The 23147-nt window shown below is 30.2% G+C and carries 17 protein-coding genes; 15 read left to right on the top strand and 2 right to left on the bottom strand.

What is annotated here, in order from left to right:
• Positions 1-73 precede the first annotated feature (73 nt).
• The 3 genes from KDK92_RS01335 (at position 74) to KDK92_RS01325 (ending at position 3939) form a co-directional block, all read left to right on the top strand.
• Positions 74-1270 (top strand): galactokinase, encoded by a 1197-nt coding sequence (locus tag KDK92_RS01335; RefSeq protein ID WP_250857237.1) that lies wholly within the window; start codon positions 74-76, stop codon positions 1268-1270.
• Positions 1267-2787 (top strand): UDP-glucose--hexose-1-phosphate uridylyltransferase, encoded by a 1521-nt coding sequence (galT, locus tag KDK92_RS01330; RefSeq protein WP_250857236.1) that lies wholly within the window; start codon positions 1267-1269, stop codon positions 2785-2787. Before KDK92_RS01335 ends, galT begins: the two co-directional genes overlap by 4 nt.
• Before the next feature lie 99 nt (positions 2788-2886).
• On the top strand, positions 2887-3939 hold the full coding sequence (locus tag KDK92_RS01325) for an aldose epimerase family protein (protein WP_250857235.1): 1053 nt from the start codon (positions 2887-2889) through the stop codon (positions 3937-3939).
• Positions 3940-4261: 322 nt separating this feature from the next.
• On the opposite strand, the gene KDK92_RS01320 is transcribed toward KDK92_RS01325, so the two are convergent.
• Positions 4262-5578 (bottom strand): helix-turn-helix domain-containing protein, encoded by a 1317-nt coding sequence (locus KDK92_RS01320; protein ID WP_250857234.1) that lies wholly within the window; start codon positions 5576-5578, stop codon positions 4262-4264.
• Positions 5579-5857: 279 nt separating this feature from the next.
• On the opposite strand from KDK92_RS01320, the gene KDK92_RS24380 reads away from it, so the two are divergent.
• The 7 genes from KDK92_RS24380 (at position 5858) to KDK92_RS01295 (ending at position 11149) form a co-directional block, all read left to right on the top strand.
• Positions 5858-5992 carry a hypothetical protein gene (locus tag KDK92_RS24380; RefSeq protein WP_276575854.1) on the top strand — a complete coding sequence of 45 codons (135 nt, stop codon included), beginning with the start codon at positions 5858-5860 and terminating at the stop codon, positions 5990-5992.
• 29 nt (positions 5993-6021) lie between these two features.
• Positions 6022-6159, top strand: a complete 138-nt coding sequence (locus KDK92_RS01315; RefSeq protein ID WP_250857233.1) for a hypothetical protein — start codon at positions 6022-6024, stop codon at positions 6157-6159.
• A gap of 383 nt (positions 6160-6542) precedes the next feature.
• Positions 6543-7214 carry a response regulator transcription factor gene (locus KDK92_RS01310; RefSeq protein WP_250857232.1) on the top strand — a complete coding sequence of 224 codons (672 nt, stop codon included), beginning with the start codon at positions 6543-6545 and terminating at the stop codon, positions 7212-7214.
• Positions 7215-7263: 49 nt separating this feature from the next.
• Complete coding sequence (locus KDK92_RS01305; protein WP_250857231.1) at positions 7264-8277, top strand: sensor histidine kinase; 1014 nt, start codon at positions 7264-7266, stop codon at positions 8275-8277.
• Positions 8274-8396: a hypothetical protein gene (locus KDK92_RS24375; protein WP_276575853.1), complete on the top strand. Its 123-nt coding sequence runs from the start codon at positions 8274-8276 to the stop codon at positions 8394-8396. The genes KDK92_RS01305 and KDK92_RS24375 overlap by 4 nt, the downstream gene beginning before the upstream one ends.
• A 19-nt stretch (positions 8397-8415) precedes the next feature.
• On the top strand, positions 8416-9198 hold the full coding sequence (locus KDK92_RS01300; protein WP_250858603.1) for an ABC transporter ATP-binding protein: 783 nt from the start codon (positions 8416-8418) through the stop codon (positions 9196-9198).
• Positions 9173-11149 (top strand): ABC transporter permease, encoded by a 1977-nt coding sequence (locus KDK92_RS01295; protein WP_250857230.1) that lies wholly within the window; start codon positions 9173-9175, stop codon positions 11147-11149. Before KDK92_RS01300 ends, KDK92_RS01295 begins: the two co-directional genes overlap by 26 nt.
• Positions 11150-11302: 153 nt before the next feature.
• Here KDK92_RS01295 and KDK92_RS01290 read toward each other — a convergent pair whose 3' ends face one another.
• The gene (locus tag KDK92_RS01290; protein WP_250857229.1) at positions 11303-12007 is read right to left on the bottom strand and encodes a response regulator transcription factor; all 705 of its coding nucleotides are present in this window, start codon (positions 12005-12007) and stop codon (positions 11303-11305) included.
• Positions 12008-12205: 198 nt separating this feature from the next.
• On the opposite strand from KDK92_RS01290, the gene KDK92_RS01285 reads away from it, so the two are divergent.
• The 5 genes from KDK92_RS01285 to KDK92_RS01265 all read left to right on the top strand — a co-directional run bounded on the left by KDK92_RS01285 (position 12206) and on the right by KDK92_RS01265 (position 23144).
• Positions 12206-13843: an ATP-binding protein gene (locus KDK92_RS01285; RefSeq protein ID WP_250857228.1), complete on the top strand. Its 1638-nt coding sequence runs from the start codon at positions 12206-12208 to the stop codon at positions 13841-13843.
• 124 nt (positions 13844-13967) lie between these two features.
• Positions 13968-19850 (top strand): bacterial Ig-like domain-containing protein, encoded by a 5883-nt coding sequence (locus KDK92_RS01280; RefSeq protein ID WP_250857227.1) that lies wholly within the window; start codon positions 13968-13970, stop codon positions 19848-19850.
• 73 nt (positions 19851-19923) lie between these two features.
• On the top strand, positions 19924-21297 hold the full coding sequence (locus KDK92_RS01275) for a hypothetical protein (protein WP_250857226.1): 1374 nt from the start codon (positions 19924-19926) through the stop codon (positions 21295-21297).
• A 459-nt stretch (positions 21298-21756) separates the two neighbouring features.
• Positions 21757-22308, top strand: coding sequence for a cysteine hydrolase family protein (locus KDK92_RS01270; protein WP_250857225.1), 552 nt, complete (start codon positions 21757-21759; stop codon positions 22306-22308).
• A gap of 23 nt (positions 22309-22331) precedes the next feature.
• Complete coding sequence (locus KDK92_RS01265; protein ID WP_250857224.1) at positions 22332-23144, top strand: hypothetical protein; 813 nt, start codon at positions 22332-22334, stop codon at positions 23142-23144.
• Positions 23145-23147: the final 3 nt, after the last annotated feature.

Raw genomic sequence — 23147 nt, 5'->3', positions numbered from 1 at the left:
GTTTAGTCACTAAATAAACTAAGTTTGAGTTAAGTATTTTTATTAAATAATTATTTAATAAAGGAGTGTCAACATGAAATTAATTGCAAAAATCAAAAGTGATTTTAAAAAAATGTTTCACAAAAATGCGAAGGATATGAGAGTCTTCTTTGCTCCCGGTAGAGTAAATTTAATTGGAGAGCATACTGATTATAATGGAGGGCATGTTTTCCCATGTGCCTTAAGTTTTGGGACATATGCTGTTGTTAGTAAGAGAAAAGATAATAAAGTAAGACTTTATTCAGAAAATTTTGAGGAACTGGGGATTATAGAATTTACATTAGATAGACTGGTTCTTGATGAAGAACATGATTGGGGAAATTATCCTAAGGGTGTAATAAAGTTTTTTAAAGATGCAGGATATCAAATAGATTGCGGTATGGATATTCTGATTTACGGAAACATTCCTAATGGTGCAGGCTTATCATCTTCAGCATCATTAGAATTAGTTACTTGCACAATATTAAAAGAATTGTTCAATCTTGATATAGATATGATTTCAATGGTTAAACTGAGTCAGAAAGCAGAAAATGAGTTTGTAGGTGTAAACTGCGGAATCATGGATCAATTCGCTATTGGAATGGGAAGAGAAGGAAAAGCTATTCTCCTTGATTGTAATACATTAAGATACAGATATACAAATATAGATTTAAAAGATTCATCTATTGTAATATCAAATACAAATAAAAGAAGAGGTTTAGCTGACTCAAAATATAATGAAAGAAGAGGTGAGTGTGACAGAGCTCTTGAGCAATTAAAAGAGAAATTGAATATTAATTCTTTAGGAGAATTAACAGAAGAGGAATTTGAAGAAAACAAACATTTAATCACAAATGAAATAGATAGAAAAAGAGTCAAACATGCTGTATATGAGAATCGTCGTACTATTAAAGCTGTTGATTCTCTTGAAAATGGAGATATTGAGGAATTCGGAAAATTGATGATTGCCTCCCATAAATCGTTAAGAGATGATTATGAAGTAACAGGTAAAGAGTTAGACGTTTTAGTAGATTTAGCTTTAAAGCAAATAGGTGTAATAGGTTCTAGAATGACAGGTGCTGGTTTTGGTGGATGTACTGTTAGTATTGTGAAAAATGAAAATGTTGATGATTTTATCAATAATATAGGAGGAGAATATGCTAATATAATTGGTTGGGAACCAAGTTTTTATGTTGCCACAGTTGGTGGTGGAGCTAGAGAACTGAAAAGTAGAAGGAGCAATGAAAAATGAATATTTACCTAGAAATAGAAAGATTGTTGAAATACGCTCTTGATAAAGAGTTAATGCAGAAGGAAGATTGGATATATTCTAGGAATATAATTTTAAATGTTTTAGATTTAGATGATTTTAAAGTTGTAGAGATTCCGGATGAAAAATTAGAAAATTCTGTAGAAATATTAGATAATATTTTGAAGTGGGCAGTTGATAATGGAGTATTAAAACATGATAGTCCTGTTTATAGAGATCTCTTAGATACAAAAATAATGAATTGTATTATGCCTAGACCTTCTGAAGTGATTTCCATTTTTAATAGGAAATATGAGGAAGACCCTAAAAAAGCCACAGAGTATTATTATAAGTTAAGCAAAGATTCTAATTATATTAGAACTGACAGAGTTGCTAAAAATATGGTATGGAAAACACAAACAGTTTATGGCGATATTGATATAACTATTAATCTTTCTAAACCAGAAAAAGACCCTAAAGCTATTGCCGCTGCTAAAAATATGAAATCTACAGCGTATCCTAAATGTTTATTATGCAAAGAAAATGAGGGATATGCAGGTAGAGTAAATCATCCAGCTAGACAAACTCATAGAGTTATACCTATAACTCTAAATGATTCAAAATGGTATCTGCAGTATTCTCCTTATGTTTACTACAATGAACATTCAATTGTTTTTAAAGGGGAACATGAGCCTATGAAAATATCAAAAAGTACTTTTGATAGATTGTTAGAATTCACAGAAAAAATACCTCATTATTTTGTAGGTTCCAATGCAGATTTACCAATAGTGGGAGGGTCAATTCTTTCACATGATCACTTCCAAGGTGGAAATTATGAATTTGCAATGGCAAAAGCACCTGTGAAAGAAACCATAAAATATGATGAGTATTTTGATGTTGAAATAGGTATAGTTAATTGGCCAATGTCTGTAGTGAGATTAAAAGGGAAAGACAGAGAAGAAATTTCAGAAGTAGCTGACAAAATTTTAAATGCATGGAGAGATTACAGCGACCCATCAGTTGAGATAATGTCATATACTGATGATACTCCACATAACACAATAACACCAATAGCCAGAAAGATAAATCAAGAATATGAGCTTGATTTAGTCTTAAGAAATAACAGAACAAGCAGTGAACATCCTATGGGAATTTTCCATCCACATGAAGAATTGCATCATATCAAGAAAGAAAATATTGGGCTAATAGAGGTTATGGGATTAGCTGTATTGCCAGCTAGGTTAAAAGAAGAACTAGAAAAGATTGCAGGCTATTTAACTAATAAAGAATTGGAGATTAAAAATGACCAGTGCATGTTAAAGCATGAGGAGTGGCTTAATGAATTAAAAGAGAAATATCCAGATATAAATAAAAATAATGTAAATGAAATCTTGAAAAAAGAAGTGGGAGAGAAGTTCAAGACTGTTCTTGAACATGCTGGAGTGTTTAAGATGGACACAAAAGGACAAGAAGCATTTATGAAATTCTTAAAAAGTATTAAGGCATGTAAAAATAAATGACATGTTAAAGATACAAAATAGACTAGTATACTGACTTTTAATTTTTTAAACTTGCCTAATGGGTAGAACTTCTACAAAGAAAAGTTATGGAGAGATAATATGAAAACTATAAAGAAATCGGTATTTGGAAAACTTAAAAGTGGTGAAGAAGTTTTAGAATTTGAACTAATCAATAAAAATAACATCAAAGTTAAAGTTTTAAACTACGGTGGAATTATTAGGGAGATAATTACACCTGGTAAAGATGGAAAATTTGAAAATATTGTTTTAGGATTTGATACTATTAGTGAATATGAGGAACAATCACCCTATTTCGGATGTATAGTAGGAAGATCTGCTGGAAGAATTTCAAAGGGGAGATTTGAAATAGATGGCCAGGAATATAGACTTGCTCAAAATAACGGTGTGAATAACCTTCATGGTGGAAACAAGGGATTTGATAAAGCTATTTGGGATACAAAAAATTTAATTGATGAAGATAGTGTTAGTTTAGTATTGAATTACTTAAGTGTTGACGGTGAAGAAGGATTCCCAGGAAATTTAAAAACTCAAGTAACCTATACATTAACAGACCAAAATGAATTTGAAATAAAGTTTAGTGGTGTGAGTGATAAAAAAACACTGATCAATTTAACAAACCACACTTACTTTAATTTAAGTGGAAATTTAAAAGATAATATTTTAAATCATAAATTAACATTAAAGGCTGACAATGTTATATATGTAGACGATCAAACAATACCAACTGGAGTAATTGCTGATGTAAAAGGTGGAGTGTTTGATTTTACTGAAGAAAAGAAAATCGGTGAAGATATAAACAAACAGGAAGAGCAACTCTTAAATTGTGGTGGATACGATCATCCTTGGGTATTTAATAAGAGTAAGATTGCTCAAATTAAATTAGAAGACGAAAAAAGTGGAAGAGGTATGGAGATTTCTACGGATCAACCAGTTGTTGTAATATATGCATCAAACCAAATGGGGGATGAGCTGATATTAAGTGGAGGTAGAGAATCTGAAAGAAATCTTGGTGTATGTCTGGAAACTCAAGATTATCCTGATGCAATAAATCAACCAAGTTTTCCATGTAAAGTATATGAATCAGGAGAAGTGTACACAGCTTGCACAAAATATAAATTTTTTAATTGCTAAACATATTGGCAACAAAAGACTTCAAATATTTTGAAGTGAGTTTGTTGACAAAGTATAACATATTGTTTTTACTCTGTTTTCTGTCTTAAGAATTTCAGGCGTTGAAAAAGCCCAAGGTCAAGGAACAAGATGAGCGAGCAGCGCAGTGTACAAATAGTACTCGAGCAGCACAGCGAGTCTTAGTGACGATGAGATTGGACTTTTTCAACATCCTGACTTCAAATATTTTGATATTTTTAATATAGAGCTAGGTTAATCCTAGCTCCATATCATATTCTTATGCAATTATTATTAAATTGTTTTATTCATTGTAAAGATGGTTTCAATTGCTGCTTTTTAATCGTAAAAATTTTAAAGAATCTTCAATATTAACAGCCTTTTGCAAAAAAATGTAAGCTTCTTTATAGTTTTTCATTTCACCATAAACTTCACTTAATGATTTATAAGCAAAAGCAAGTTCTTTGGAATCTGAGAAAAATTCCATTTTTTTAATACCTTCATTTATTGATTCTATTGCTTCTGAGGAGTTTCCAAGTTTGTTTAAAATAAGTCCTTCATAAATTTTGCCTTTCCATATATTTAGATAATCAAGTCTGTGCTTATATCTTGAAGGATAATCAGCTTTTTTTATAATTTTCAGTGCAGTGTCATATTCTTTCAGAAGATAAAATGATCTAGCTTTTTCTATTTGAACCCAATGATCTTTTCGATTATATTCTGTTGAACAACGTTCTAAATGTTCAAGAGCTGAATAGGGATTGAACATTTCATTTTCATATTCGGCTAAGTTATATTCAATAATAGAAAGTGTTTTTTTATTTTCGGTAAATTCTGCATACTGCTTTGCTTTATTTAAATTATATTTGAAAGATTCATAATCGCCCTCTTTGAAATTTATAAGTGCATAAATTTTATATATTTCATCTATTTTATAATAGGTTTTTTCATCATTTGATAGTGTTATGGCTTCTTGGAGTACTGATAATGTTTTTTTGAAATCGGCAAGAGTAGAATACATTATAGACTTCATGTAGAGGAGCTCAATTTCAAAAAAAGTATCTTTTGTACTAGATTTATTGTATATTTCATTTGCTTCTTTTGTTAATTTAAGGCACTTTTCGTAGTCAAATACATCCCAGTGACGGTCTATTAATTCTAGATAAGTTTTAGCAGCGTTGATATAGAGATTATTATCTAAATATATTTTGATTGATTTATTGATTAAATCTTCAGCTTCATCAAATTTGTTTAATAAATTTAAACTTCCCCCTAATCTATAAATAACATCCGCATAGATCTTACTATTTTTATTAAAATTATACTCTTCTAATAATTTCTCAGTTTCTTCTTTTGCTTTTTCACCATTTATATTTTTAAGGAATTCATCAATATTTTTTAATTTCATATTTATCAATTCTATTGGAAGTTCAATTGGTTTTGAATTTTCAATATTTTCATCATTTAAAAAGTATGATATTGGTTTGTTTAATTTTGAAGCAATGTACTTAAGTGTTTTCATTGAAGGCTTTGCTACGTTATTTTCAATTTGACTTAACATACTTTTGGACATCTCATCACCAGCAAGTTGAGATTGAGTGAGGGTTAATTCTTTTCTTAGTCGTTTAATTTTTTCACCCATAGTAGCACTCATTTTTTCACACCCTTAAACTATTATTTTTTAGTATATTAATGTTAAAATCTTTGAACAAAAGTCTCTTATATTAATAGTATATTCCATAATTTAATTATAGTACAAAAAAATTTACAAATTCAATTAACTGATTAGAAAAATAAAAAAAGTTAAATAATTTTGAAATTTAGTAACACAAATTAGGCAAAGTGCATATGTTGTACTATAAGAGTTCAATAAGATTAAACTTAAATAACTATAAGATTAAGAGTTAAGGGAGGCGAAGTTATGAAACTACTAAGAATGAAGAAGAGTCTTGAGAGAAGCGAGAACTACGAAGCAGACAGTATTCAAAGAAAGATAGATAAAGTAAAGTATGAGCAAGAAAGAAAAGCTCACATAATAAGAATTTACGGAATGTAAATAAGAATAAGTAATAAGGAGGAACAATCATGAAATTAGAAAGAAGTAAGAATTATAGAGCAGACAGTATTCAAAGAAAGATAGACAAAGTGAAATATGAACAAGAAAAGATAAATAAAGATTCATTAGATAAAATTTTATTCTTAATCAATAGATCATTAATGTAAAGAAGAACTAAGTAGTATGGTAAACAACAGTAAAATAATTTTAGAATTGATCAATAATATATTATCTCAAAACCTCCTGATATTATTTGCAAAGTAGTATTGTAGGAGGTTTGTTTAGTCAATTGAGTTATGGCTAAAACTTCACTGTGTTATTGTGATTTATAAATTGAATATTAGAAAATAACGGGTATTATTATATATTAATTAAAAATATAAAAATATTAGAATATCTACGGAATTTAGAGGGAATGATTTGAAATTTATAGAATATTACATAAAGATATTATTTTGAATACAATTCAGTAATATTTTACAAAGTGAAGTGAGGTTAGTAACTAAGATAATAAACAAGATATAAAATAAATATAGCAAGGTGAATGTGAATGTTTAAAATTATGATTGTTGAGGATGAGAAAAGCATCCGGGATGAATTGATAGTATTATTGCATAATGCGATGTATGAAGTTGTTGAAGTGACTGATTTTACGAATGTTGTTAATACATTTAAAAATGAAAACCCAGATTTAATTTTATTAGATGTTAATCTGCCAGAAACTAGCGGACTAAAAATATGCATGGAAATCCGTGCTTTTTCTGAAGTTCCAATTATATTTGTCACTAGCTGTAACACATCAATGGATGAACTTAATTGTATAAATATGGGTGGAGATGACTATGTTTCAAAACCTTATAATTCAGCTGTGTTATTGGCTAGAATTTCTACAGTACTAAAGAGAGTTTATGGAAATTCAAATAATGAAGGCCATTCATTTATATATAAAAATCTTGAATTAAATATAGCAACTGGAATCATTGAATATAATGGCAAATCCGTAGAATTAACGAGAAATGAATTGAAAATAATGTATTATTTGTTTCATAATACAGGCAAAATTATACCTAGAGTGGAGATTATTGAATATCTTTGGAACAACCAAATGTATATTGATGATAATAATTTGAGTGTGAATATAAGAAGAATAAGAATGAAATTGGAGCAAATTGGTGCAATGAATTTTATAGAAACAAAAAGAGGGTTAGGATATAAAGTATGATGTAGTTACATGGCATACTTATTGATTATTATCTATACTTGGAGGAAATATGAACTTTAGAGATTATTTGAAAGATAAAATTGGAATCATTTTACTGAACATATCATGTGGACTAGCCTTATCGGTGTTTTTGTATGCAATGGGAAATAATCTAGAGGTAATTGCTCTTATTTTAGCAGCGTGGTCAATTGTGTTCATCGGATATACTATTATCAATTACATAAGTAGGAAAAAATATTTTAATGGAATTAAGACTAAGTTAGATTTATTAGAGCAGAAGTACTTAATTTCTGAGATGATTGAAAAACCATATCGATTAGAAGATAAAGAGTATGTTTCAATCTTAAGAAGAGCTTTAAAATCCATGACAGAACAGGTGAATGGTATTAAGTATGATAGGCAGGAATATAAAGAATACATTGAAAGCTGGATTCATGAGGTGAAGCTGCCAATAGCATCAATTCAGTTAATGTGTGAAAACAATAAGACAGATGTAACCCGAAAGATTCTTTTAGAACTCAGAAAAATGGAAAATGATGTGGAGAAAGCTCTTTATTATGCCAGATCCAATGAGGTCTGGAAAGATTATATGGTACAGAAAATAGATATGGATAAGCTTGTAGCATGCACAATTGGTAAAAATATACAGTTTTTTATTCAGAACGGCATTCAGATAGAAAAAAGATGCCAGAACACCTATGTTTGCACAGATGGCAAATGGCTGGAATTTATAGTAAATCAGTTATTGGTCAATTCAGTAAAATATAAGAAACCTGAAAATTCTATGATAAGGATATATACAGAAGAGATGAAGAATGGAACAGTATTGGTTATTGAAGACAATGGAATAGGAATAAAAGAAAGTGAGATTAATAGAATCTTTGATAAAAACTTTGTTGGGAGTAATGGAAGGAAAACAGAGAAGTCAACAGGAATGGGGTTGTATCTAAGTAAAAAGCTATGCAATAAACTTGGATTAGAGATATATGCAGAATCTGAAATAGATAAATATACGAAGATTACAATTAGTTTTCCAAGGGGAGAGTTTATCTTGCAAAATTGAAAGATAAATGTAATCCTGTTAGATACAAGAATTATGAATTTCCTTCTATAATTAAGATAAGCTTAAGTTTTGACAAGAATGTAACTGTAAAGCTTGATTATGCAGCTTATATTATTTGAAAGGAAGATATGAATGAACATGAATGAGATTCTTAAAATTAGTAATATTGATAAATACTATGGGAATGAGGGGAATATCACTAAAGTATTAGAAAATATCAGTTTTGGTGTAGAAAAAGGAGAGTTTTTAGGAATCATGGGAGCTTCAGGTTCTGGAAAGACAACCTTGCTGAATGTAATATCAACTATTGACACAGTAACTGCTGGACATATCTACTATGATGATACTGATATTACAGAAATTGAAGATAGAGAACTTGCAGGTTTTAGAAGAGAGAACTTAGGATTTATATTTCAGGATTTTAATTTACTAGATACACTTACCATTGAAGAGAATATTTCTTTGGCTTTAACAATCAACAATGCTAAAGCAAATGGAATTGACAGTAAGGTAGAAAAAATAGCAGATCAATTGGGTATATCTCAGATACTAAAGAAATTTCCATATGAAGTATCTGGTGGACAGAAACAGAGATGTGCATGTGCAAGGGCATTAATTAATAATCCAAAACTTATATTGGCAGATGAACCCACTGGTGCTCTTGATTCAAAATCTGCACAGATGTTATTGGAATCTATGAATACTATGAACCAAAGGCTAATGGCAACCATTTTGATGGTTACGCATGATCCTTTTTCTGCTAGTTATTGTAAGCGGATTCTCTTTTTAAAAGATGGAACAATATTCAATGTACTAGTACGAGGAGAGAAAACCAGACAGCAGTTTTATAGTGAAATTCTAGATGTTTTATCTCTGCTAGGAGGTGGCTCTAACCATGCTAACCCAATTGGCATATCGTAATGTAAAAAGATCTATTAAGGATTATTTTATCTATATTATAACTATTACAATCGTTGTATCCTTAATGTTTGCATTTAATTCTATGATGTTTTCTGATATGATTCTCGGAATGAATAGTCATATGACAGACTATATGTTTTTACTTGTCCTTTTTTCTATTATTGTTGTAATTATTATTGCCTGGCTTATTAACTATATGACCAGGTTCATGCTTGATAAACGAAGTAAAGAATTTGGAACCTATTTATTGCTTGGTATGGAAAATAAAAAAATATCCAAACTCTTTCTTTGTGAAAATATTTTGTTAGGGATAATTTCTTTTATTTTTGGTGTTATTCTAGGGAGTTTTATATTCCAATTACTCACCGCTGTTGTTACGGCCTTCTTTGGAAAAGATTTTAATATTGTTATAGGATTTGATATTAAGGCATTATTGCTTACAATTCTTTACTATGGTGCAATCATGTTCTTGGTTACATTAAAAAACAACAGAAGGCTAAAGAAAATGAAGATATGTGATTTACTTTACGTAGATAAAAAGAATGATGTAATTAAAATCAAAAACATTAAGAAAAGCTGCGTTATGTTTGTACTATCTTTAATTGCAGGAATTGTAGCACTGAAAGGTGCACCTGTTATTGTTACTCTGATTTGTGTGGTATTTTTTATCTATAGCTTTTATATGGGAATATCAGGTGTTATGGTTATGGTATTTTCAAAATCTAAAGTTCTTAAATATAAGAAAACTAATATTTTTCTATTCCGTCAACTATCCTCTAAGATTAATACAATGGGATTTACAATGGGAACTTTAGCTGTACTATTTACTCTAACCTTACTGAGCAGCAATTACGCAGTTGGATTAAGTAGTTTCAAGGATGAAATAGAGCAGTATGTTCCCTTTGATGTGTGTATTTCAGTGCTTAATCAGGATGAAAAATTTGAAGATGTATCTGCTTATATGGATGAAAACGATTGGATAAAGGAAAGTATTGTTTATGGTATTTATAAGGGGGCAACTAGTACGTACACGGATGTACTAGTTGCGAATGAAATTTCAGGTGGGTATTTTCAATATGATACCTATTTGAAAGTAAGCGATTATAATGTTTTAAGAAGACTTCTAAGCCTGGATGAAATAACCCTTAGTGATAATGAGTTCTTGATTCATGCGGTTTCTTCTGCATCAGATTCTTATATTCAATATATTGAAAAAAATCCAACAATGGATATAGATAATATAACTTATTCATGCAAGGGAGTTTATTCAGAGAATTTTTCGCAAAATGGACAAAATGGTGCTGGATTTATATTGGTAGTACCAGATGAAGCAGTAAGTGAAATGGAAGTATATTATTCACAGTATGCAGCAAGTACGAAAAGGGAATCTAATGAAAAACTTTATAAAAATCTTAAGAATTATATATTACAGGATGCAGATAAATGGGCAAGTTCTGGTCATAGAGATTACGAAATCGATCATGGTATGGGAATAGATAGTGTCTATATGATTTACGACAATATTATGGTGAAAAATGGAGGGCTTGATTATGAGGTTAAGGCAGCCATTATCACAGTGGTTTCATCTATTTTCTATGTTGCATTGGTATTTGCATGTGTTGCATTTACAGTGTTAGCGGTTCAACAGTTAAGTGATTCTGCAAAGTACAAGTATAGATATAGGATATTAAACCAATTAGGTCTCTATGAGAAGGAACGAAATCAATTGGTGTTTAAGCAACTGTTAATTTACTTCATGTTCCCAATAGTAATTCCTATCATAGTTAGTTTCACTATTTCAATGAAGTTAAATCAACAGCTTTTAAGAGGAACACAGCTTGAAGCAACTACATTTACCTTCTATGGAGCAACATTGATTCTATTCTTAGTAGTTTACTCTATTTATTTTGTGGCCACATACGTGGGATTTAAAAGGAATATTAGTCTATAGAGTATTAAATAATTGGGAGAAATGTTATTATTACGAGCTTTTCTAACTTTAACACAAAAAGCTATGAAGAGAGCAATGATTGCTAAAATCTTCATGGTCTTTTTGTTTATTAAAGTTAATAAAGATTATTATTCTAACTACTTCACGTTATACTTAAGAGATTATATGATTTGAGAATATATATCCTTTCTTTTTTACAGTTTGTATATATTTTGTTGTACTATTAGCCTCTATTTTTTTTCTTAGATTACTAACATGAACCATTAAAGTTCTTGTATCCCCTAAACAATCGGATTTCCATACATGGGTATATATTTCCGAATAACTTAGTGTTTTGTTAGGATTATGTACCATAAACAAAAGAATGTCAAATTCTAAGGGAGATAACAGGATTTCCTTAGTATTCTTAATGACCGTAAACTTTTCTACATCAATTACCAAGTCTTTAGCAAATAATTGTTTATTATTAGTTATTTGGGGAGTCTGGTCATACTCTACTCTTCTTAAGTTAGATTTTACACGTGCAACCAATTCTTTTGGATTAAAAGGTTTTCGTATGTAATCGTCTCCTCCCATATGTAGTGCATTCAGTATATACTCTTCCTCGTCAATACAGCTAATAAAGATGATAGGACAATATATATACTGTCTAATTTCTTGACAAAGAGTAGTTCCTTGAATGTCAGGCAGCATTACATCTAATATGATTAAATGAAAATTAAAATTCCCTATTTTTTGTAAAGCTTCTTTACTATTACCAGCAGTATGTATATTATATCTGGAATTGGAAAGATAAAGCTTAATAACTTCAATAATATCTGGGTCATCATCAACAATGAGTATATTGTATTCTGTCATATGAACTAGTTACTAAAAAGTAACTCTATCACCTACCTTGATAAGTTTATATATTTATATTATCATATTATGTACATTATTGGTATAATAGACAAAGATTTAAGCAGAATTATATCAAAAAATGCTATAAAATTGTTTTTCTTGTATAAAAAGGAGATATGATGATAAAGGATTCAATGAAATGAAGGTGGTAAGAAATTGAAAAGAAATTTTGTAATAACGATTACAATATTGTTATGTATAGTAGTTTTATTGGTTATTAAGACTAAGGAACCTAAGGAAATGACTATCAAAAGTAATACAATAAATATTAATCAAGAAATATTTACAAATGAAGAGCTAAAATGGATTAACGAACATAAAAATAGGGATATTAATGTAGGAGTAGCTCAAGATTATATTCCAATAGAATACATTGATAAAGATGGAAATCCAAGTGGAATGGGAATAGAAATTATAAAACTAATAAGTGAATTAACAGGATTGAGATTTAAAATGTATAAAAATTCAGCGAAGGAAACATGGGATGAAATATTACGAAGTACCAGTGAAAAAAGGATTGACATTCTTCCAGCTGTAGCACAAACAAAAAATAGATTAAAGTATCTTGAGTTTTCAGAACATTATATTGAAATGACTCAAGTTATACTTGGACATAAAGATAATCAAAAATTAGTTAATGGTATAGCTGAAGTAAATAAAAAAAGTTTTGTGGTACCTAGAGGATACTGGGTTATAGATGGAATTTTAAAAGAGAATCCTAATGCTGAAATTATTCAAGTAGAAAATATGGAAGAAGCTTTAAAATACGTTTCAAATAAAAAAACAGATTATACTATTTGTGAGACTCCAGTTTTTACATGCTACAGAGAAGAGGGAACTACTAAAAATATTAAAATCGTAGGTGAATTAAAAGAAAAGAATAAAATTCATATGGCTGTAAGAAAGGAGTACAGCGAACTAATTCCTATCATTAATAAAGTTATTGAAAGTATAAACTATAACGAGCTTTATGAAAAGGCGCTAATTATGCCTAAAAATAATCTTAATGAGAAAAAACTCATATTTATAATTTTGATACTTACATTAATAGTGCTCATATTAATATACTATCGATACACAACTTTTAGAAAATTAGTAATAGCAAAAAAAGAAGCAGAAGATGCGAATCGTCATAAAACCAGTCTTATGACCAATATATCTCATGACTTGAGAACACCTATAACAGTAATCATGGGGTACGCTCAGGCTATTATAGATGGAAATGTAAAGAGCGAAGAAGACAAAGAAAAATATATAAGAAGAATATATGAAAAAACAAAATATTTAAATGAGCTTGTGGATGACTTTTTTTTATTATCTAGACTTGAAGATGGGAAGCTTATTCTAGTTAAAGAAGAAGTAAATATAAATAATTTTGTAAAAAGTATAGTGGAAGATACAGCATTCAAAGCAGAGCCCCAAAACATTGAACTCTCATTAAAGTTAGATGAAAAAGTAGAAATCTATAAAAAAGTGGACAGAATAAAATTATATCGTGCCATTGAAAATATAATTATAAATGCTGTTAAATATACTGAAGAAAATGGAAGCATAGAAATTTCCACTGTTTTAGAAGATGATAAAGTAAAAATATCCATAAAAGATAATGGAATAGGAATACAAAAAGAAGATATTACACACATTTTTGATAGATACTATAAAGGAAAAAATGCTAGGAAAGAATCTATAGGATTGGGATTGTATATTGCAAAGGAAATTATTCATAAGCATAATGGGGAGATTTGGTTAGAGAGCGAATACAAAAAGGGAAGCACATTTTATATATTAATTTAGGGATGGGGTAACCCATCCCTTTAAATCTTTAAGATTTCTTTAGATTAGATTGGGGGAAATGGTGATATAATCAAGTTTGGCTCAAAAATTACATAAAGAGATAAAAATTTCAAGGAGGTAAAGAATGAAAAGAAAACGATTTAAGAGTTGTATGTCATTAATAATTACATTTGTTTTTATTTTAACATTAGTTCCATATCAAAATGTATTTGCAGAAGAATTAGCTGAAGTTGAGCAAATACAAAGTGCAGCACCATTAGAAGATAATATATCAGTTACTAATAATAGTGCTGCAGATGATACAGTGGAAGCGATAGAACTTACTGAAGCAGAAATTGTTAAGGTAAAGGATGCTGAAATGTTTACTGTAAGCTTTGAAGTAGATGGAGGAAGTTCCGTAGATAGTCAAAGTGTAGTTTATAATGGAAAAGTAATACAGCCAGCGAAACCAAGTAAGGAAGGATATATTTTTGACGGCTGGTATGTTGATAATAAATATGAAACAGGATTTGATTTCGAAAATACTGTAATAACTGAAGATACAACAATTTATGCAAAATGGGAAAAAGATGAAAGTGAATTAACTGAAGTTGAGCAAATACAGAGTGCTGCACCATTAAAAGAAAATATAATCATTACTAATAATAGTGATGCAGATGATACTGTAGAAGTAACAGGGATTATGGAAGGATGTAGTGTTAAGGTATACGATGCTGCAAGTGGAGGAAATCTATTAGAAACTGCAGTAGCTGTAAAGATAGAAACAACAACTTCAGCATCTATAAGTATACCACAGCTAGGAAAAGATACAGGAAAAGTATATATATCAGTAACAAGTACTGATAAAAGTGAAAGTAAAAGAATAGAAAAAAGCTATGATGCTGAAAGGTATAATGTAAGTTTTGAAGTAGATGGAGGAAGTTCGGTAGAAAGCCAAACTGTAACATATAATGAAAAAGCATCACGATCAGAGGAAATAAGTAAGGAAGGATATATTTTTAACGGCTGGTATGTTGATAATAAATATGAAACAGGATTTGATTTCGAAAATACTGTAATAACAGAAGATACAACTATTTATGCGAAATGGGAAAAAGATGAAAGTGAATTAACAACGTTAAATACTGAGTCAACTGATAACTGGCAAAATTATGCTTCAGATAGCTTTGCAGGAGGAGATGGTTCGGTAGATGATCCATATCAAATTGCAACAGCAGAAGAATTAGCGCATTTGGCGGATTCTGTAAATGAAGGAAAAGAACCAGCTAAAAAATATTATAAATTAACAGATGATATTAACCTTGAAGCTCATGAATGGGTGCCTATTGGAAAAGATTTTAATAATAGTTTTAAGGGTTATTTTGATGGTAATGGAAAGCAGATAAATAATTTATGGATAGGAACAGATTCAAAACCAAATAGTGAATATGATAATGTTGGATTATTTGGATTAATTAAAAGTGCAACAATAAAAAATGTTGGAGTAAGTGTTAACATAAATTGTTATAATAAAAAAATAAAAGGAAGTGGAATGGGCACATATGATGGAGGACTTGTTGGAGTAAGCTATTTCTCTTATATAAGTAACAGCTATGTAGAAGGTGATGTGACAAATAGTAATGTAATGGAAATAGGAGGACTTGTAGGAACAAGTATAGGCAGTAAAATAAGGAATAGCTATGCAACAGTGGATTTAACAGGTGGAGAAGAATCAAAGTTAGGCGGTTTTGCTGGGAGTCGAAGTGATTGTACATTCATAAATGTTTATTATAATAGTAATGCAGCACAGATAGTTAATGGTTCACAAGGAGTGAGTAAAAAAGGTGCTGGAGATGATGATTACGGAATAACAGCACTAACAGAAATGGAAATGAAGGCTTTAGCAGGAACAGAGGGAGATTTAGTTGATAAGCTGAATGAAAGAGATGGAATAGAGTGGGATATTACTGAGAGGGAAGAATGGGCTTGTTCTGATTGGAAAGAGTGGGCTATTATAGATGGTAAAAATTATGGATTTCCTACTTTTAAAGATATTGAATTAGTACCAATATTAGATAGCATAGCGATTACAACACCAGCAACAAAACAATCATATAAAGTAGGAGAAGAATTAGATATCACAGGTATGGTAGTAACAGGTACATATAGTGATGGTAATAAACAGGGTGAAACAATAACGGAAGATAACATAACAGGTTTTGATAGTTCAGCTGTAGCATCAAGTCAGACACTAACGGTAACAATTAATGGAAAGACAGCGACATTTACAATAACAGTAGATAAAGCAGATGGACCAGCATTAACAGGTGTTACAAGTGACGATGCAGCTAATACAATAACAGGTATGACTGATGATATGGAATTTTCAACTGACGGAGAAAATTGGACACGTTACAGTACAGAAATATCAAACTTACCTGACTTAACAGGTAATGTAGAATTACAAGTAAGAATAGCAGAAACAGCAACACATAAAGCAGGACAGGAAACTACATTTGGGTTTACAGGACAAATGGTATTGGACGTATCTATAGATAACGTTGTTATCACAAGTAGTGGAGATTACACAATAATAGGGAACACAAAAGTAAATACAATTAAAGTAGACCCTAATGTAATGGAAGCTAATATTACGTTAGATAATGTTAATGTTGATGTTAGTGAAACTAATGATGCATGTGCATTTGATATTGGGGATGGAGCGAGTGTAAACATAACACTTAAAGAGGGTAGAACTAATACATTTAAAAGCGGATCTACTAAAGCAGGTATAAAGGTGGAAACACCAGTAGGTGGAACGGCAGGTTCTCTTATAATTGACGGTACAGGTAATCTTATTGCTATTGGTGGTAGAAATTACGAAAATAGTGGTCCGGGAGCAGGTATAGGAGGCAATGGAAGAAAGGATGAAGAAGGTATAGCTATAACACCAGCTTCGGGAAATATTACTATTAATAGTGGAAATATAGAAGCTACAGGCGGAGATGGTGATTACTATACAGGTGCAGGTATAGGAGGTGGAGCCGCTGTAAATGATGGTTCTACAGGTGCATATAAAAAGGGATATGCAGGTAATGGAGGCTCTACTACAATACATGGTGGAAATGTAACTGCTATTGGCGGCAGTACAAGTTATAGATTTTCCGGCGCAGGAATTGGTGGAGGTTCTGGTTATTATAGCGGTATTGCAGGTGAAGTTTTAATAGATGGTGGAGTTGTAAATGCAAAAAGTGGGAATGGTAAGTTTGTTAGTTCCGCTATAGGAGCAGGTTATTCTAATGTTAGGGACAGAATAGAAACTAGCCATATTATCATAGAAGGAACAGCAGTTGTAAATACATCAACTCCTGATAGTATTAAATGGAGTTCTCCCAATATAGGTAGTTATCGCAATACCCAAATTACAATTGGAGGAAGTGCTACTATAAAAGCCGTTGCAGGTACAAGAAAATATTCTAAAGCTTATGGTGAAATATTCTGCGATACATTAAAGATTACAGGTACGCCGAAAATCACTGTTTTGTCTGTAAATAAAATAGGGGATAAACAAGTTGGAAAAGATGTAGTTCCAATATATGCAAACACAATAACATCAAGTGTACCTATAATATCAGGAATATTTTCTGAACCTCTTTCAACGACAAGTAGTACTGATGTCAAAATAGTAGGTGGTAATACGACAAATACTCAGATGGTTTCACTACCAGCAAATTATGCATCCTTTGCAAAAACAGTTGAAAGTGAAGGGAGTTATATTGGAACAATAGAAAATAATGTATTACAAGAAATTGAAACACTAAATCATAACTTTAATTTAACAAAAGGGTTAAAAAACTACAATGTAAAAGTAGTCCCAGTATTAAATAGCATAGCAATTACAACACCAGCAACAAAACTAGTATACAAAGTAGGCGAATCATTAGATATCTCAGGTATGATAGTAACAGGATCATACAGCGATGGAACTACAAAGGTTGAAACAATAACAGAAGGCAATGTAACAGGTTTTGATAGTTCAGTAGCAGTAGAAAGTCAAACATTAACAGTAACAGTTAATGGGAAAACAATGACATATGAAATATCGGTAGATAAAGCAGAGGGACCAGCAGTAACAGGTGTTACAAGTGACGATGCAGCAAATACAATAACAGGTATGACAAGAGATATGGAATTTTCTTCTGATGGAGAAAATTGGACACGTTACAATACAGAAATGTCACTGTTACCAGATTTAACTGGAAACGTAGCACTACAAGTAAGGTTTGCAGGAACAGCAACGCACACAGCAGGGCCAGCAACAACATTTAACTTTACAGTGGAAACATTAAACGGCATAGAAATCACAACATTACCAACAAAACTATCATATAAAGTAGGAGATGATTTAGATATCTCAGGCATGGTAGTAACAGGTTCATATAGCGATGGTACTACAAAGATTGAAACAATATCAGAAGGCAATGTGACAGGCTTTGATAGTTCAGCGGTAGCATCAACTCAGACACTAACGGTAACAATTAATAGAAAGACAGCGACAATTACAATATCAGTAGATAAAGCAGCAGGACCAGCATTAATAGGTGTTATAAGTGATGACACAGCGAATACAATAACAGGTATGACAAGAGATATGGAATTCTCAATTGATGGAGTAAATTGGGAATACTATAGTACTGAAATATCAATTTTACCTGACTTAACAGGTAGAGTAGCATTACAAGTAAGAATAGCAGAAACAGCAACACATAAAGCAGGGCCAGCAACAACATTTAACTTTACAGTGGAAACATTAAATAGCATAGAAATCACAACATTACCAACAAAACTATCATATAAAGTAGGAGATGATTTAGATATCTCAGGCATGGTAGTAAAAGGTTCATATAGCGATGGTACTACAAAGATTGAAACAATATCAGAAGGCAATGTAACAGGCTTTGATAGTTCAGCGGTAGCATCAAGTCAGAGACTAACGGTAACAATTAATGGAAAGACAGCGACATTTACAATATCAGTAGATAAAGCAGACGGACCAGCAGTAACAGGAGTTACAAGTGACGATGCAGCTAATACAATAACAGGTATTACAAGAAATATGGAATTCTCAATTGATGGAGTAAATTGGGAATACTATAGTACTGAAATATCAAACTTACCTGACTTAACTGGCAGAGTAGCATTACAAGTAAGAATAGCAGAAACAGCAACACATAAAGCAGGGCCAGCAACAACATTTAACTTTACCGTGACAAAACGTCCAGAAGATAGAGATGATTGGTATAGACCAACACATGATGATAATTCAAACAATGATTCATCAAAAAAGAAGGAAATTGCTAAAAAGAAAAAAGCTACAAAAAAATTAAATAAGTCAGTTGATAGGGTAAACATTACTGTAAATGAAGGTTCTAGAATTACTAATAATCAGGAAGTAACACTTCATCTAGAGGATACTGGTTTGAAATCAGCAAATGTTAAGTATATGATGATTTCTAATACTGGTGATTTTAAAGATGCTAAATGGGTTAAATATTCACCTGACATGAAATGGTTACTTGATGAAGGTAATGGAATAAAAAACGTATTTATAAAATTTAAGGATAAGGATGATAATATATCAGAAATTATTAACTTTAAAGTTATATTGGAAACAGATGAAAAATTAGTAGATAATAAAAATCAAACAGATAAAGAAGAAGCAAAATCTACTGGAGATACATTAATTTTTACTAAAGAAAGTGGATATGAATATACCGAAGGACAGTGGACAAATGAATATGTAGAATTTGATTTTCATGATACAGTTGAAGCTACTGTTAATGATTATTCATACAGTTTAGACGGAGGAAAGACATGGAAGAGCAGTAAGCATGGTGAAATTACTGAAGAGGGTATAATAATAGTAAAGTATAAAACAGTTGATAAAGAAGGAAATAACGTATTAAATGAAGCAATAATTAAGGTAGACAAGACTCCACCAGTAGGGGATTTTACTTGGGATTTTTAGATTAATGATTCAAATGCTCAGTTATAGAGCATTTGAATTTACTTTGACATAATATTGATAAGGAGTGGAGAAAGTGAAAAAGTTTGATTGTAAATTATGTAAGCTATTTACTATAATTGTTCTAACGATAATTTTATTTACAAATCCAAGCATTACATATGCAGAAGGAGAACAGTCACTAGGAGATGAGGAGTTAACTATTACTCTGCATCTAAAAGCTAATGATAATTTATCAGGATTAAGTAAGGTTATGATTTCATCTAACAGTGAGTTTAAAGATGCTCAGTGGGAGGATTACACTGAAGAAAAAGAACTTATTTTAAACAAAAATGCTGAAGAAAAAATTGTTTATATAAAATATATGGACAAGGCAGGGAATGTTTCAGAGGTTAATTCTAAGGAAATTCCTGAAATACTTTTTGAAGAATCAATTGTTATAAATAATGATGATGTATATACTAATAAGGATAAAATCACATTAAAAATTAATACTACTGAAGATGCAGAAGAAATGAGCTTAAGTAGTGATAATGTGAATTGGAATGATTGGATAAAATTCAAGAATGAGATTGAATACGCCGTTAAGGGTGATGATGGCGAGAAAAAAATATACATTCAATTTAAGGATAAAGATGGTAAGAAAATAAAAAAATTAGTACCAGCAGTATTTATATATGACAAAACATCTTCAACTATTGAAAACATTAAATTATCTTTAGATGAAAAGACTAATAAAGTAAATATAAGTGTAGAAATAAATGATAATTTGAGTGGTGTTCAATATAAAAAATGGACAGCAGGAGAAGTTGATTTAGGCTACTTTGAAAATCAGGGAACGGAATTTAATGAAAACAGCATAGTAGTAGATGAAAATGGTGACTATACTTTTTATGTTGAGGATAGAGCAGGTAATGTTTCTATTGAAAAATTTACTGTTAACATTATTAAAAATGATATAGAAGATAAAGAAATTATAGATAATAATGACAATAACATAGAAGAAAAATCTAAGGAAAATACAGATAAAACTAATAATGTGGAAGAAAAAACAATAAATCAAGATGAAACTAATAATGTAGAAGAAACAAATATAAATCAAGATGAAACTAATAATAGGGATAATACAAATGATAACAATACTATAGGCGAAAAAGATAATTCTGATGTTAAAAACAAAAACAATGATGAGAATATTACTGAGAGTGAGAAAGCTAATAAAGATAAGGAAACTACTGAAAAAGAAGACGATGTAGAAGAAAATAACGATAAAGAAGACAATGAAAACGATACGGTATTAAAAGAAAAAGATACAAAAGATCAGAATAATAAAAGTGAAGAAAAAGGAAACGGTATATGTTTGTATTGTTGGCATTTGTACGTACTAATTCTTTTACTTATTTATTTGGCATATAAAAAGTATAAAGAAAAGAAAAATAAAGACAAATAAAGACAAATACAAAACAAATTAGTTATTCATAGATGTAATAACCGATGCTATGAAAGTAAGAGTTGGTATTTGATAGGGTGTAATGGATATGTGTTGTAAATTAATATAAACTTAAAATGACTGTGAAGATAGCTATTATAGCTTAAAAACTTCATGGTCTTTTTGTGTTGTATTACAATTTATGGAATGGGGTGTAACCCCATTCTATAAATTGAGATTTTACTTGCATAAATTGATGAATAGGTGTATAATCTTACTTATAATCAAAGTGATACTAAGTGTGAATGAGAAAGCGTATACAAATTGGAGAAATGTGAATAACATCAGAGCAGTGATAGTATAAAAAATGGGAGCAATTTTTTTTGACGGCACTTAGTGTCAAAATGATAATAAGTAAGAATGTGATGAAATTGTATTGAATAAAGGTAATTGAAAAATATAAAGGGAGAGAAAATGAATATGAGTGAAAAAAAGAACTTGTTAGTAGTTGTTGATTATCAAAGAGATTTTGTTAATGGTAGTTTAGGATTCAAAGGAGCAGAGTTACTTTATGACAAAATACTTGAGAAGGTTAGGGAATATAAAGAAAACATAGACTATATTATTTTTACAATGGATACTCATGATAAGGATTACCTAAGAACCTTAGAGGGTAAATATCTTCCAATAGAACATTGTGTAAAAGACTCAGAAGGGCATAAACTTTTTGGAAAGGAGCTTAAAAAGATAGCTGAAGATAAAGCGGTATATATTATACAAAAGAACAAGTTTGGGACAATGGAATTTATGAAATTAAAAGAAGAACTTGGAGAAATAGAATCAGTTGAGTTATGTGGTATTGATACAAATATATGTGTTTTATCCAACGCTATAATTTGTCAGACGGTTTTTGAAAATAGTGAAATATTTATAAGAAAAAATTTATGTGGAAGTGGCAATAAAGACTTAGAAAGAAAGACCTTTGAAATTATGAAAAATCTACAGATGCATGTTATAGAAAATCAAAAATAATATAGATAAATGGAGTGAAAAAAATGGTAGAAATTAATGGAGTTGCAGTAGGAACAGAAGTCTATCCAAATAAAGAAACAATATTCAAAAATAGTATATGTTCTAGTGGTCTAACAGGAGATGAAATTAATATTAACTTTAGATATGAGAGTGATGGAGATATAACAGCGTTAATTATGACAAAGAAATACCTAGATGATGTGCATTCTAATACAAAGGTTAATTTAACAATGAAATATATACCTTATTCAAGGATGGATAGATATATTGATGGATATATGTTTAGTTGCAAGTATTTTTGTGAAATTATAAATGATTTGAAATTTAATAGAGTATTTGTTTTAGATCCTCATAGCTCAGTAAGTGTAGCAGTGCTACAGAGAGTAAGTGAAATCTCAATTCAACCTTATTTGGATAAAATAATTCATGAAAATAATATTGATTATGTGTTTTATCCAGATAATGGAGCATGTAAAAAGTATCCAGAAAAGATTAAGCTACCTGAGCATATTACCTACTTCTACGGAAATAAGAAAAGAAATCTTCAAACAGGATATATAGAAAAATATGAGTTAGTAAATGCACCAGATTTGAAAGATAAAAATGTTCTTATTATAGATGATTTATGCAGTAAAGGTATGACGTTTTTCTTAAGTGGAAGTGAGATTAAAAGCAAGGGAGCCCAAAATGTATATTTATATGTATCGCATTTAGAAGACAGTGTTAAGGAGGGGAAACTTTTAAACAGTAATATTATAGATGAAATATATACAAGTGATAGTATATTCAATGATTATTCTCAAGAAAAGATAACAATTTTAAAACCAATTAATTAGTAA

The organism is Oceanirhabdus seepicola, from assembly GCF_023684385.1.
GTDB classification, from domain to species: Bacteria; Bacillota; Clostridia; order Clostridiales; family Clostridiaceae; genus Oceanirhabdus; species Oceanirhabdus seepicola.
This window is presented reverse-complemented; position numbering and strand designations above follow the sequence as displayed.